Source organism: Propionivibrio pelophilus DSM 12018 (assembly GCF_059569095.1).
The window spans coordinates 215,203-228,730 of record NZ_JCANUT010000001.1; the positions used below are offsets into that span (position 1 = coordinate 215,203).

A 13,528-nucleotide genomic window follows, 5' to 3' on the forward strand; every position below is an offset into this window, starting at 1 on the left:
CCACAACAAAGCCAGAGGGCAAAACGGTTACGTCGCATCCGTAGCCGGGAGCGCGAAGGAAGAACAGATGATGGATTTCCAGGCATTCCGCCGCCATTCACTGAAGACGCGCATCCTCGTCGTCACACTCTGCCTGATCGTTGCCTCGGTCTGGTCGTTGTCGTTCTACGCCAGCCGATTGTTGCGCGAAGGCATCGCTCATCTCCTCGGCGAACAACAGCGCTCGACAGTGGCCTTTGTCGCGAAAGAGATCGATTTCAACATCAACAATCAAATCAAGGCTCTGGAGCTGACAGCCGCCAATCTGGGGCCTGCACTTCTTTCGCAGCACCAGGCGCTACAAAGCCGTCTTGAGCAACAGCTCGCTCTCTTGAGTCTGTTCAACACCGGAATCTGGCTAACCGATGCCGAAGGCACAACCATCGCCGATGTCCCGCTTTCCACAGGGCGTCTTGGTGTCAATTACCGTGACCGGGAGTATTTTTCAAAGACAATTCGAAATAACCGGCCAACCGTCTCGGACCCGATTAAAGGGCGCATCGTAAACGCAACCGTTATCGTGATTTCTGTCCCCATCCGCGACGCCCGGGGGAACGCTATCGGAACACTGTGCGGCGGCACCCGCCTCGATCAAGCCAGGTTTTTTGAACCGATTACCGAAACTCGCTATGGAAGGACCGGCGGGTTCCTCGTCATCTCGCCGAAGACCCGACTGATCATCAAAGCGACGGACAGCCGCCGCGACATGGAGGAACTCCCGCCACAGGGCGTCAACCCGAGCACGGACCGGGGGCTGGAACGCCCCCCAATGACGCAGATCCAGAAAAATGCTCATGGCGTTGAAATTCTCGTTTCGAGCCACGCAATTCCCTCCGCTGGGTGGGTCGCGGCGGCGACGTTAACTACGGAAGAAGCCTTCGCGCCGATCAACGATATTCATCGGAGCATCCTCCTCGCGGCAGCGCTGGCGAGCCTGGTGGCGGGAGGCATCATATGGTGGCTCCTGAATCGGCAACTGAATCCTCTCGACGAGGCCGCCAGGACACTCGACAAAGTCAAGAGAACCGGAGATGCGCTCCCTCCCTTGCCGGTAACCCGCAACGACGAAATCGGCATCCTCATTACGGCTTTCAACGAGTTGCTTGGGCAGTTCCAGCAACGAGAGCTGGCGCTGAGCGAAAGCGAAGAGCGCTTCAGGGCCCTGCACGACGGCTCGTTCGGTGGAATTTCGATCCACGACAAGGGCACCATCCTGGACTGCAACCAGGCGCTGGCCGAGATGTCCGCTTTTTCCCTCGACGAACTCGTCGGCATGGACGGCCTCCAGCTCATCGCGCCAGCCTGGCGCGACTGGGTTAGGGGCAACATCAAGAGCGGCCATGACCGCCCTTACGAGGCAGAAGGCTTGCGCAAGGATGGCTCGGTCTACCCGTTGGCGATCCGCGGCAAGAACATCCCCTACAAGGGCAACACCGTACGGGTCACCGAGTTTCGTGACATCAGCGACCAGAAACGAGCCGAGCAACAGCAGCGCATTGCCGCCACGGCCTTCGAATCGCGGGAAGGGATGTTCATCACCGACGCCGAGCACCAATTCGTGCGCGCCAACCGCGCTTTCCTGCAAATGGTCGGTTACACCTTTGATGAACTGCAGCCACACCCCCCGGGGGTCATCCATTCCGAGCGCAACCCGCCCGGACTCCTCGCTGACATGTTACACAGCATCGAAAGCGAAGGTACTTGGCAGGGCGAATTCTGGGCGCGACGCAAAAACGGCGAGGAGTTCCCCGCCAGACTCAGCGTCACCGCGGTCCGCGATGGTACCCGGGTCACGACCCACTACGTCTCAGGAATCGAGGACATCACCGAGCGGAAACTCGCGGAAGAGGAAATACGGCACCTCGCCTACTTCGACCAACTCACCGACCTGCCCAACCGCCAGCTCCTCGCCGACCGATTGCAGCAGGCGCTGGCGTCAAGCTGCCGCCACCACCAGTGTGGTGCGGTGCTGTTCATCGATCTCGACAACTTCAAGACGCTCAACGACACGCTCGGACACGAGCAGGGCGACGTCCTCCTGCGCCAGGTGGCGCAGCGGCTCTCGCTCTGCGTCCGCGAATGCGACACCGTCGCGCGCCTGGGGGGCGACGAGTTCGTGATCATGCTCGAGGCGCTCGGCGAATCGCAGCCCGACGCGGCCAATCACGCCGAACGGGTTGGCGAAAAGATCATTGCCAGCCTCAGCCAGCCCTACCACTTCCCCGGCTATGAACATCACAGCTCGGCCAGCATCGGCATCGCCATGTTCTCCGGCTGCGACGAAGTCGCCGATGAACTCCTGAAGCGCGCCGACATGGCCATGTACCAGGCCAAGTCGGCCGGCCGCAACACGCTGCGCTTCTTCGACCCCGAAATGCAGGCGGTCGTCTCCGCCCGCGCATCGCTCGAAGCCGGACTGCGCGAGGCGCTGCAGCGTGGACACTTCGTCCTCCACTTTCAGCCGCAGGTCGATTCTGCCTGCCGGCTGACCGGCGCGGAAGTTCTCCTGCGCTGGCACGACCCGCGCTACGCTTCGGTACCGGCACGGATTTTCATCGATGTCGCGGAGGAGTCGGGGCTGATCATCCCGATCGGCGAATGGGTGCTATCGACCGTATGCGCCCAGCTGGCGAAATGGGAATCCGACCCGGCCCTGGCGCAACTGACCGTCTCCGTGAACATCAGCCCCCGACAGTTCCAGCAGAAGGCCTTCGTCGATCGCCTTTTCGACATCATCGAGCGGAGCGGAGCCGACCCCCGGCGTCTCAAGCTGGAGCTGACCGAGGGCATCATGGTCAAGGACATCGACGACGTCGTCGCCAAGATGGACGCGATCAAGGCACGCGGGATCGGTCTCTCCCTCGACGATTTCGGCACTGGCTACTCTTCGCTCAGCTACGTCAAGCGGCTGCCCCTCGATCAGTTGAAGATCGACCAGGGCTTCATTCGCGACATCCTCACCGACCCGGACGACGCCGCAATCGCCCGGATGATCATTGCGCTCGGGGAAAATTTCGGGTTGAACATCATCGCCGAAGGCGTCGAGACGGAAGCGCAGTTGCTCAAACTCGCAGAACAGGGCTGCAATCACTATCAGGGCTATCTGTTCGGCCGCCCGATGCCGCTCGAGGATTTCGAGGCCTACGCCCATCGCTAAGCTTTCGCCCCCGGACGGAGTCGGCTAGACTGCTGCGATTTTCGCCCCCAATCAACCACTCCAACGCCCCATGGCCCGCACAAACAAGAAGCCGCAACTGATCGAATTCAAGGGAACGACACTTCCCGTCGTCAGCGTCACCCTGCACACACTGAGCCCGGAACAACTGGCAATAACAGCCAACGAACTCTTCGGCGACGCGGCCTTTTTCGACGGCGACGCGGCGGTGCTCGAACTGGAACAGATCGACCCGGTGGTACGGGATGCGCCGGACTGGACGGCGATCCGCTCTATTTTTTTGCAGCACGGCCTGCACGTCGTCGGCGTGCGCGGCGCCGGCGAGGCGCTGAGCGCTTCCGCTGCCGCCGCGGGACTGCCGGGCATCACCGCGCTCAAGCGGCCATCCCGCCCCGTGGCGGAACCCGCAACGGCCAAGCAACCCGAAACTCAGGTCGTGCCGCCCCCGGCACCGGCTGAACCTTCGCCAGCGCCACCACCGCCCGCCGCCGCTCCAACCGTGATCATCGACCGCCCCCTGCGGTCCGGTCAGCAGGTCTACGCCCGCGGCGGCGACCTCGTCGTCCTGGCCGCGGTCAATGCCGGCGCGGAAGTCATCGCCGACGGCAGCATCCACATCTACGCCCCGCTGCGCGGCCGGGCGCTGGCCGGCGCCAGCGGCGAAGCCAGCGCGCGCATCCTCACCACCCGCTTCGAGGCGGAACTGGTGTCGATCGCCGGCGTCTATCGCACCTTCGAGGCCGGCATCCCCGACGCCCTCGCCGGGAAGCCGGTGCAGGTGCAACTGGGCGAGGCAACGGAAGGCGGCGCCAGCCCGTTGCTCATCAAGGCGCTGAAAACCGATTGATGCCATTCGGAAAAGCGCATTCAGCAGGTAAAATTCTGTTTTTTTGACGAAAGACCGCCGTGACAAGAATCATCGTCGTGACCTCCGGCAAGGGTGGCGTGGGCAAGACCACCACCAGTGCCAGCTTCGCCTCCGGCCTGGCGCTGCGCGGCTTCAAGGCCGCCGTGATCGACTTCGACGTCGGCCTGCGCAACCTCGACCTGATCATGGGCTGCGAACGCCGCGTGGTCTATGACCTGATCAACGTCCTCAACGGCGAAGCGACGCTGACGCAGGCGCTGATCAAGGACAAGCACTGCGGCAACGACAACCTCTACGTCCTGCCCGCCTCGCAGACGCGCGACAAGGACGCGCTGACCGAGGAAGGCGTCGAGAAGGTGCTGAAGGAGCTCGAACACATGGGCTTCGACTACGTCGTCTGCGATTCGCCGGCCGGCATCGAGCGCGGCGCTGTGATGGCCCTGACCTTCGCCGACGAGGCGCTGATCGTCACCAACCCGGAAGTCTCGTCGGTGCGCGACTCCGACCGCATCCTCGGCATCATCCAGGCCAAGTCGCGGCGCGCCATCAAGGGCGACGAACCGGTCAAGGAGCACCTGCTGATCACCCGCTACTCGCCCAAGCGCGTCGAGGAAGGCGAAATGCTTTCCTACAAGGACGTGCAGGAAATCCTGCGCGTGCCGATCATCGGCGTGATTCCCGAGTCGGAATCGGTGCTGCAGTCGTCCAACCAGGGCACGCCGGCCATCCACCTCAAGGACAGCGACGTCTCCGAAGCCTACTTCGACGTCGTCGACCGCTTCCTCGGCCAGACCAAGCCGCTGCGTTTCGTCGATTACGAGAAACCCGGACTGTTCAAGCGACTCTTCGGAGGGAAATAGATGTCCCTGCTCTCTCTTCTCTTCGGCAGCAAACCGAAATCCGCCGCGCTGGCCAAGGAACGCCTGCAGCTGATCATCGCCCACGAGCGCAGCGGCCTGTCGGGCAAGAAGGAATTCCTGCCCGAGATGCAGAAGGAACTGATCGCGGTCATTTCCAAATACGTGGCGATCAACCCGGACGACATCAAGGTCTCGCTGGAAAAGCAGGGAAATTACGAAGTTCTGGAAGTCAATATCGTCCTGCCCGAGCCCGACGGCGAGCACTGACAAGGCTGACTCCCGCAGACTTGCAGCACCCACGAGGCACGCCGGCTCTCGCCGGCGTGCCTCGTTCGGTTTTCCGCATCGCGGGCGCCTGTACGTGCATTACAGAACTTCGATCTTTACCTGAATTTTCCCGGACTAACGCCCTGTTTCCTTGGAAATCGCCGACCGGATCGGCCACATCAACGCACAAAAAATTGAAAAATCAAGCGTTTTTTTGCTTTCCCAAATGACTATTTTGTCTATTTTTTAGGCAGCAACGAGAGTAAAATCCGCTCCCTTCGCTGTTCGCCCGCTACTACTCCCATGCAATTCGTCGGCTATTCGCTCCGGAATAATCTCTTCGTCGCGCCCATGGCCGGGGTGACGGACCGTCCGTTCCGCCAGTTGTGCAAGAAGATGGGCGCCGGGCTGGCCGTTTCGGAGATGGTCACCTCGAACTCGCTGCTCTACGGCAGCGCCAAGACGCAGCGACGGGCCAACCACGACGGCGAGGTTGAACCGATTTCGGTGCAGATCGCCGGCTCGATCCCGGAGATGATGGCCGACGCGGCGCGCCACAACGTCGACCGTGGCGCACAGATCATCGACATCAACATGGGCTGCCCGGCCAAGAAGATCTGCAACGTGATGGCCGGCTCCGCCCTGCTGAAGGACGAACCGCTGGTCGGGCGGATTCTCGACGCGGTGGTAAAGGCAGTGCCGGATACGCCGGTAACCCTGAAAATCCGCACCGGCTGGGACAAGGGCAACCGCAATGCGCTGGCCATCCTGAGAATCGCCGAGCAGTCGGGCATCCGCGCGCTGGCCGTGCACGGGCGCACCCGCGCCTGCGGCTATACCGGTCACGCCGAATACGAGACGATCGCCGCGGTGAAGGCCGCCGCGCGCATCCCGGTCATCGCCAACGGCGACATCACTTCGCCGGAGAAGGCCAGGCAGGTGCTTGACGCCACCGGCGTCGACGCGCTGATGGTCGGCCGCGCCGCCCAGGGCCGCCCCTGGCTGTTCCGCGAGATCGAACACTACCTGGCGACCGGCACGCACCTGCCGCCGCCGCGCGTCAGTGAAATCCACGCCATCCTCCTCGCCCATCTCGAAGACCTGTACGACTTCTACGGCATCGAGACCGGCGTGCGCGTCGCGCGCAAGCACATCTCCTGGTACACCAAGGGGCTGGTCGGCTCGGCGGCCTTCCGCCATCGCATGAACCAGCTGCCCACCGTCGAGGAACAGCGCGAAGCCGTCAACGCTTTCTTCCTCGGCCTCGCCGAGCACAGCGACCACCTGAATTACGAGATTAACGACACGGCCGAAAACAATAACATGGGGGAACTCGCCGCATGAACAAGACGAACGACATCGCCGCCTGCATCCGCGGCGCCCTGGAAACGTATTTCCGCGATCTCGACGGCGAAGCACCGACCAATGTTTACAACATGGTGCTGAAGAGCGTCGAGCGTCCGATGCTCGAAGTCATCCTGCACCAGGCCGGCGGCAACCAGACGCTGGCGGCCGAGATGCTCGGCATCAACCGCAATACCCTGCGCAAGAAGATCACCGAACACCAGTTGTTCTGAAGCCAGCCATAACCTAACACCCACCGCAAAGACGCGAAGGAACAAAGGCGACGCAAAGAACTACAACGCAGTTCTGTAGCAGTTCTGTTTTTCTTTGCGAACCTTTGCGGTGGAATCCAAAATCCAAACCATGAGAAAGCTCTCGTCATGAAGATTCGCCAAGCTCTGATCAGCCTTTCCGACAAACGCGGTGCGCTCGAATTCGCCCAGGGCCTCGCCGCCCAAGGCGTCAAGCTGCTGTCCACCGGCGGCACCGCCAAGCTGCTGCGCGACGCCGGTCTTGCCGTCACCGAAATCGGCGACTACACCGGCTTCCCGGAAATGCTCGACGGCCGCGTCAAGACGCTGCATCCGAAAGTGCATGGCGGCATCCTCGCCCGCCGCGACCTGCCTGAGCACATGGCGACGCTCGAACAGCACGGCATTCCGACCATCGACCTCGTCTGCGTGAATCTCTATCCGTTCGCCGCGACGATCGCCAAGGACGGCGTGACGCTCGAAGACGCGATCGAGAACATCGACATCGGCGGGCCGACGATGGTCCGCTCGTCGGCCAAGAACTACACCGGCGTCGCCATCGTCACCGATCCGGAAGACTACGCCGCGCTGCTCGACGAGATGAAAGCCAGCGATGGCGCCCTCTCGCTGGCCACCCGCTTCAACCTCGCGAAGAAGGCCTTCACCCACACCGCCCGCTACGACGGCATGATCGCCAACTGGCTGACCGGCCTCGACGACGGCGTCGAAGCCAAGGCGGAAGAAGCCGCGCCGACGCCGGCCATCTTCCCGGCCAGGCTGCAGCTCGCCTTCGACCGCGTCGAGGTGCTGCGCTACGGCGAGAACTCGCATCAGTCGGCTGCGTTCTACCGCGACATCGCTCCGATCGCCGGCAGCATCGCCGCCTACACCCAGCTGCAGGGCAAGGAGCTCTCGTACAACAACATCGCCGACTCCGATGCGGCGTGGGAATGCGTCAAGACCTTCGACGCACCGGCCTGTGTCATCATCAAGCACGCCAACCCGTGCGGGGTGGCCATCGACGCCAACCTGCTCGGCGCCTACGAAAAAGCCTTCAAGACCGACTCAACCTCGGCCTTCGGCGGCATCATCGCCTTCAACGGCGAGGTCGGCATGGACATCGTCGAGGCACTGAACGCGCGCAAGCACTTCGTCGAAGTGCTGATCGCCCCGTCCTACACCGCCGAAGCCAAGGCCGCGCTGGCTGCCAAGCAAAACCTGCGCGTGCTCGTCGTGCCAATGGCGCGCGACCTCAACAAGCTCGAATTCAAGCGCGTCGGCGGCGGCCTGCTGGTGCAGACAGCCGACGATTTCACCGCGCAAGCCAGTGGCCTGAAGGTCGTCACCAAGGTGCAGCCGACCGCGCAACAGATCGAAGACCTGCTCTTCGCCGAACGCGTCGGCAAGTTCGTCAAGTCGAACGCCATCGTCTTCTGCGGCGGCGGCATGACGCTCGGCGTCGGCGCCGGCCAGATGAGCCGCGTCGATTCGACCAAGATCGCCAGCATCAAGGCCCAGGCCGCCGGTCTCGACCTGAACGGCTCGGTCGTCGCCTCCGACGCCTTCTTCCCGTTCCGCGACGGGCTGGATGTCCTCGCCGAAGCCGGCGCCAAGGCAGTCATCCAGCCGGGCGGCTCGATGCGGGACGACGAAGTGATCGCCGCGGCCGACGAACACGGCATCGCCATGGTGTTCACCGGCGCCCGCCACTTCCGCCACTGATATCGCCCCACCGCGAGGAGTAGAATCCCAGCATTCTCCTCCTCCCCTCTTTCTCATCCATTTCACTTGCTTATGAACCTACTTGTCATTGGCTCTGGCGGCCGCGAACATGCGCTGGCCTGGCGCCTCGCCAAATCGGCCGGCCTGCAGAAGATCTACGTCGCCCCCGGCAACGCCGGCACGGCCCACCAGATCGAGATGGAAAACCTGCCCATCACCGACCCCGAAGCGCTCGCCGACTTCGCGGAAAAGGAAAAGATCCACCTGACCGTCGTCGGCCCGGAAGCGCCGCTTGCTGCTGGCGTGGTCAATGTCTTCCGCGCACGCGGACTGAAAGTCTTCGGACCGACCAAGGAGGCCGCGCAGCTGGAAAGCTCGAAGGACTTCGCCAAGCGCTTCATGGCCCGACACAAGATCCCGACCGCCGCGTTCGAGACTTTCTCCGACACCGCCGCCGCGCACGCCTACGTCGACCAGAGGGGCGCGCCGATCGTCATCAAGGCCGACGGCCTGGCGGCCGGCAAGGGCGTCGTCGTCGCCATGTCGCTCGACGAAGCGCACAGCGCCATCGACGACATGCTCTCCGGCAACAAGCTCGGTGATGCCGGCGCCCGCGTGGTCATCGAAGACTTCCTCGACGGCGAGGAAGCCAGCTTCATCGTCATGGTCGACGGCAAGAACGTCCTGCCGCTCGCGTCCAGCCAGGACCACAAGCGCATCTTCGACGGCGACACCGGGCCGAACACCGGCGGCATGGGCGCCTACTCGCCGGCGCCGGTGGTCACGCCGGAAATCCACGCCAAGGCGATGCGCGAGGTGATCCTGCCGACAGTGCGCGGCATGGCCGCCGATGGCATGCCCTACACCGGCTTCCTCTACGCCGGCCTGATGATCGGCAAGGACGGCTCGGTCAAGGTCGTCGAATTCAACTGCCGCATGGGCGACCCGGAAACGCAGCCGATCATGATGCGCCTGAAGTCCGATCTCGTGACGCTGATCGAGCACGCCATCGACGGAAAACTCGATCAGATCGAGGCCGAATGGGACCGCCGCGTGGCCCTGGGTGTCGTACTCGCCGCCGCCAACTACCCTGATTCGCCAAGGAAAGGCGACGTGATCAGCGGTCTGCCCAAGGAAACGGACAGCGTTTGCGTCTTCCACGCCGGTACGGCGGAACAGGACGGCAAGGTGGTCACGGCCGGCGGCCGCGTACTCTGCGTCACCGCGCTCGGCGACAACGTCAAGCAGGCGCAGAAGCTCGCCTACGACACGATCACCGGCATCCACTTCGACGGCATGCAGTTCCGCCGCGACATCGGCCACCGCGCCATTTCACGGTAACAGGCTACGATGCGACTGCCGGTCGGGCAGTCGCATCGATTCGTCAACGGGCCGGCGCTTCGTCCGAAACGTCGGCAGGCACTATGGCCGGCGGCAGTTCTACCGCAACACCGTGTTTCTTTAGCCGACGCACGACCCGGTCGACCTCGTCCTGATTCCCGCAGCCCTGCTGCGCACGCAGTTCCAGCCGCAAGGCGGCGGCATTCTCGCGGGACGATTCACGCAAGCGCTTCAGCACCTCGGCCGCCTCGGCAAAACAGGACGTATCCAGCAGCAGTTCGGCCTCAAGCATCAGGCTCGCCGCGCGGGCGTCCTGCCCCTTCTTCCCCTGCACCGCCCGATCGAGCCACTCGCGCATGCGCGCGGAATCACCCAGCGCGAAGGCGGCACGGGCCGCGACCAGCGCCGCAGGCATTTCGACCGCAGACGACGCGGCGTGAGCCCTCGCAGCAGATTTGATGGCTCGCTCATAGCGGCCCTCGAACAACAGGCGAACACTGTCGCCGAGGAGCGCCAGCGCCTTGTCACGCGCCCTTCGCGCCCTGAACTCACCGACTTTCCGGGGCAACGACAGGGTCACTGCGGCAGCGCGAACCAGCGCATAAATGACGAAGAAGGCCAGGAACAGGACAACGATCGCCAGATTCAGCGAAACTTCCCCGCGATAAGGCGGCACGATCAGCAGGAGGTAACCGTCGTTGACGTTGGCGGCCAATGAAATGCCCACCGCCAGCGCGAACAGTCCGAGCACCCAGAGCAGCCCTCTCATGGCCGTTCCTTCTCCGAACGGGCGGCCTTGATCGCCGAGAGGCTGTCGTTGAGGCTCGGCAACGCGATGTTGAGTTCGGTGGCCGACAACTGCCCGAGCACGTCCATGCCCCGCCGGACGGCGGGGGCCTGACCGTCGAAGTAGCGCCCGATCAGGGCCAGACATTGCTTGAGCTCGTTGCGATAGGTCCATTGATCCCGCGAGAGCAGCGCCAGCCGGGCCGTCAGCAGGCGCAGCTTGAGGTTTTCGCGCAGGAAGAAAATCTGGCTGGGCGCGAGCAGTGCAGGTTCCTCACGGTCAAAACGCTGTATCCGCACCAGACTGCGGACTTCCCGCCAGAGGTCGCGGGCGAGCAGTTCCCAATAGCCGAAAGTAAATGCCGACGACGCTGCCGCCTCCGCCGGCGCCGGGGGCCGTTCTTCCCGCAGCCGCCCGTCCACGGCCAGCGGGAGCGTGTCGACCGAGGTGATGACGTTTTCGATGCGCAGGTACATGCCCGGCAGATCGAGTTCCGGAACGGCGCGCAGGCGGTCGAGGTCACGCACCAGCACCTTGCGCAGGCCGATGAACTGCGGCCGGCTGCTGGCAGCGAGGCGCGCTTCGGCCGCCTGCAGCGCCAGCACCGCGCCCTGGACATTACCCGCCAGCTGCAGCTGCTGCGAAGCGAGGGTCACGCTGTGCTCGATCTCGGCCAGCGCCGATTCCTCGCTGTTGCGCGCCAGATTCTGATACAGCGCCTCCAGGACTTCCTGCTGGCTCTTCGAATCAGCCAATCGCCCCTCGAGTTCGCCCAACTTGGCATGCACGGACGCCAGTTGCTCTTGGGCCTGTTTCGCCAAGGAGCGGCTCTCGTTGGCGGTGGCGTCGCTCTCGGACAGCCGCCGGGCCAGTTCCTGCTGCGTTTCAGCCAGGCGCGCGCGGGTCTCGAACCATTGCCAGCCGGCAAGGCCAAGCGCCAGCACGGCGACGATCAACCACGGGCTGAACCAGTGTCCCCGGTTCGGGTTGTCAGGTGACGACGAGGGCGGCGACATGGTGTTCGCCTCCTTCGCTTCGGAGTCGGAAACAGCCGCCGCGTTCGGCGGTGAGGTATCAACGTTATCGTTCATGTTCAGGCCAATGGTAATTGCACAAGCCCTCGACGAGTCCGGCATCGGCGGGGCCGGTCAGCACCACGCAGGGCAATCCCAGACGTTCCGCCTCTTCGGCGATGCGCGGGTGCGGGACGAACAGCGGCAGGGCGCGGAGCCTGTCGAGGCTGTCAGTATCGAGCAGTTCCAGCAGGTTGCGCAAACCCTCGCTGGACGAAACGGTTATTGCGTCCAAGGCAGCGTCGCGCAACAGCGACACTACCGGCGCAGCATCGCGCGGCGCCGAACGGCGGTAGCAGGTCACGCAATCGACCACCGCTCCGCGCGCGCGCAGGGTTTCAGCGAGCAGTTCACGACCGCCGTTGCCGCGCAGGATCAGCACGCGCTTGCCGGCGACGGCAGCTGTCTGAAGCGGCGACAGCGCCAGCAGCGCCTCGGAATCGAAGCGGGCGGCGGGCACGATGACGCCGGAAATGCCGAAATCGGCCACCCGGCACACCGTGCCCGGCCCGATCGCCGCCGCTTGCAGCGCTTGAGGCCACGGGCGAGCGGCCAGCAGCCGCGGCAGGGAAAAATCGACGGCGTTCGGGCTGATGAAGACGACCAGCGCCACGTCATCAAGCCGTGCCATTGCGGCATCGAAGGCCGACCAGTCATCGACCGGAGAAATCCCGATCAGCGGAAAACACACCGCCTCGCCACCATGCGCAGCGAGTTGCGCCGCCAGGCCGGCGGCCTGCGCCTCCGGCCGGGTGACCAGAATCCGGCGTCCGGCGAGCGGCAGAGTCATTGGTGGGTGTTGCCCGGCAGCAACTTGTCGGCACCCCGGGCGCACAACTGCGCCGCCAGCTCGCGGCCGATGGCCTCATCGTCGCCCGCCGGGCCGCGCAGTTCGCCACTGACAACCGCGCTGCCGTCGGCCGCGGCAACGAAACCACGGAGCCAGAGTTCGCCACCATCGATCAACGCGTGGCCGCCCAGCGGCACCTGGCAACTGCCGCCCAGCGCCCGCGAGAAAGCCCGTTCAGCGCGCACGCAATGCGCGGTGCGCGGATCGTGCAGCGGCGCGATCCAGGCGGCGAGGTCGTCGCGTCCGGCCAGAATCTCGATGCCCAGCGCGCCCTGCCCCGGCGCCGGCAGCGACTGCTCCGGCGTAAGCACGGTACGGACCCGCTCCGTGAGTCCGAGACGGATCAGCCCGGCCGCCGCCAGAATGATCGCGTCGTACAGCCCCTCGTCGAGCTTGCGCAGGCGTGTGTCGAGGTTGCCGCGCAGCGGCTGGATCGTCAGATGCGGGTAGCGCGCCCGCAGTGTCGCCTCGCGGCGCAGACTGGAGGTCCCGACGACGGCCCCAGCCGGCAGTGCATCGAGGCCGGCGAAACGGTTGGAGACGAAGGCGTCGCACGGATTCTCGCGCGCGGTGATCGCCGTCAGCGCGAAGCCCTCCGGCATCTCCATCGGCACGTCCTTCAGCGAATGCACCGCCAGATCCGCCCGCCCTTCCTGCATGGCGACCTCGAGTTCCTTGATGAACAGCCCCTTGCCGCCGATCTGCGACAGCGGCCGGTCAAGGATCTGGTCGCCGCGGGTCGTCATTCCGAGGATCGCGATTTCAGCGTCAGGGTAGAGTCCCTGCAGCCGCGACTGGACATGCAGCGCCTGCCACATGGCCAGACGGGACTCGCGCGTGGCGATGACGATGCGTAAGGGAGCAGAAGGCGAACGGACCACGGCGACATCCTGATGTGCGGTAGGGAAGCGCGCGGATTCTAGCACGCCCCCTCCTCACCCCTTCTCGCCA

12 protein-coding genes are annotated in these 13,528 nt (G+C 64.3%); 8 read left to right on the forward strand and 4 right to left on the reverse strand.

The features are described from left to right. Positions 1-67 precede the first annotated feature (67 nt). The 8 genes from BO74_RS01030 (at position 68) to purD (ending at position 9,867) form a co-directional block, all read left to right on the forward strand. Positions 68-3,196 carry a bifunctional diguanylate cyclase/phosphodiesterase gene (locus BO74_RS01030; protein WP_496439376.1) on the forward strand — a complete coding sequence of 1,043 codons (3,129 nt, stop codon included), beginning with the start codon at positions 68-70 and terminating at the stop codon, positions 3,194-3,196. A gap of 70 nt (positions 3,197-3,266) precedes the next feature. After that, positions 3,267-4,061 (forward strand): septum site-determining protein MinC, encoded by a 795-nt coding sequence (gene minC / locus BO74_RS01035; protein WP_496439377.1) that lies wholly within the window; start codon positions 3,267-3,269, stop codon positions 4,059-4,061. Positions 4,062-4,120: 59 nt separating this feature from the next. Continuing rightward, on the forward strand, positions 4,121-4,942 hold the full coding sequence (gene minD / locus BO74_RS01040) for a septum site-determining protein MinD (protein ID WP_496439378.1): 822 nt from the start codon (positions 4,121-4,123) through the stop codon (positions 4,940-4,942). Then, positions 4,943-5,209, forward strand: coding sequence for a cell division topological specificity factor MinE (minE, locus tag BO74_RS01045; protein WP_496439379.1), 267 nt, complete (start codon positions 4,943-4,945; stop codon positions 5,207-5,209). A 303-nt stretch (positions 5,210-5,512) separates the two neighbouring features. Next, positions 5,513-6,553 (forward strand): tRNA dihydrouridine synthase DusB, encoded by a 1,041-nt coding sequence (gene dusB / locus BO74_RS01050; RefSeq protein WP_496439381.1) that lies wholly within the window; start codon positions 5,513-5,515, stop codon positions 6,551-6,553. Then, positions 6,550-6,786, forward strand: a complete 237-nt coding sequence (locus BO74_RS01055) for a Fis family transcriptional regulator (protein ID WP_496439382.1) — start codon at positions 6,550-6,552, stop codon at positions 6,784-6,786. Before dusB ends, BO74_RS01055 begins: the two co-directional genes overlap by 4 nt. Before the next feature lie 147 nt (positions 6,787-6,933). Further along, a complete protein-coding gene (gene purH, locus BO74_RS01060; RefSeq protein WP_496439383.1) occupies positions 6,934-8,526 on the forward strand; it encodes a bifunctional phosphoribosylaminoimidazolecarboxamide formyltransferase/IMP cyclohydrolase in 1,593 nt (530 codons plus the stop codon). A gap of 72 nt (positions 8,527-8,598) precedes the next feature. Continuing rightward, entirely contained in the window at positions 8,599-9,867 is a 1,269-nt protein-coding gene (gene purD / locus BO74_RS01065) for a phosphoribosylamine--glycine ligase (protein WP_496439384.1), read from the forward strand. A gap of 43 nt (positions 9,868-9,910) precedes the next feature. Here the strand turns inward: purD and BO74_RS01070 are convergent, their stop codons facing one another. From BO74_RS01070 to hemC, 4 genes are read right to left on the reverse strand one after another with little or no spacing between them, the layout of a single operon-like run. Further along, positions 9,911-10,636 carry a heme biosynthesis HemY N-terminal domain-containing protein gene (locus BO74_RS01070; protein WP_496439385.1) on the reverse strand — a complete coding sequence of 242 codons (726 nt, stop codon included), beginning with the start codon at positions 10,634-10,636 and terminating at the stop codon, positions 9,911-9,913. After that, entirely contained in the window at positions 10,633-11,745 is a 1,113-nt protein-coding gene (locus BO74_RS01075) for a uroporphyrinogen-III C-methyltransferase (protein WP_496439386.1), read from the reverse strand. The genes BO74_RS01070 and BO74_RS01075 overlap by 4 nt, the downstream gene beginning before the upstream one ends. Then, positions 11,735-12,517: a uroporphyrinogen-III synthase gene (locus BO74_RS01080; RefSeq protein WP_496439387.1), complete on the reverse strand. Its 783-nt coding sequence runs from the start codon at positions 12,515-12,517 to the stop codon at positions 11,735-11,737. The genes BO74_RS01075 and BO74_RS01080 overlap by 11 nt, the downstream gene beginning before the upstream one ends. Continuing rightward, positions 12,514-13,503, reverse strand: a complete 990-nt coding sequence (gene hemC, locus BO74_RS01085; RefSeq protein ID WP_496439388.1) for a hydroxymethylbilane synthase — start codon at positions 13,501-13,503, stop codon at positions 12,514-12,516. The genes BO74_RS01080 and hemC overlap by 4 nt, the downstream gene beginning before the upstream one ends. Positions 13,504-13,528: the final 25 nt, after the last annotated feature.

Excerpts from the sequence above, each read along its gene's own strand:
- BO74_RS01030 (WP_496439376.1), top strand. The coding sequence starts at position 68 with ATGATGGATTTCCAGGCATTCCGCCGCCATTCACTGAAGACGCGCATC.
- minC (WP_496439377.1), top strand. The coding sequence starts at position 3,267 with ATGGCCCGCACAAACAAGAAGCCGCAACTGATCGAATTCAAGGGAACG.
- minE (WP_496439379.1), top strand. The coding sequence starts at position 4,943 with ATGTCCCTGCTCTCTCTTCTCTTCGGCAGCAAACCGAAATCCGCCGCG.
- dusB (WP_496439381.1), top strand. The coding sequence starts at position 5,513 with ATGCAATTCGTCGGCTATTCGCTCCGGAATAATCTCTTCGTCGCGCCC.
- BO74_RS01055 (WP_496439382.1), top strand. The coding sequence starts at position 6,550 with ATGAACAAGACGAACGACATCGCCGCCTGCATCCGCGGCGCCCTGGAA.
- purH (WP_496439383.1), top strand. The coding sequence starts at position 6,934 with ATGAAGATTCGCCAAGCTCTGATCAGCCTTTCCGACAAACGCGGTGCG.
- purD (WP_496439384.1), top strand. The coding sequence starts at position 8,599 with ATGAACCTACTTGTCATTGGCTCTGGCGGCCGCGAACATGCGCTGGCC.
- BO74_RS01070 (WP_496439385.1), bottom strand. The coding sequence starts at position 10,636 with ATGAGAGGGCTGCTCTGGGTGCTCGGACTGTTCGCGCTGGCGGTGGGC.
- BO74_RS01075 (WP_496439386.1), bottom strand. The coding sequence starts at position 11,745 with ATGAACGATAACGTTGATACCTCACCGCCGAACGCGGCGGCTGTTTCC.
- BO74_RS01080 (WP_496439387.1), bottom strand. The coding sequence starts at position 12,517 with ATGACTCTGCCGCTCGCCGGACGCCGGATTCTGGTCACCCGGCCGGAG.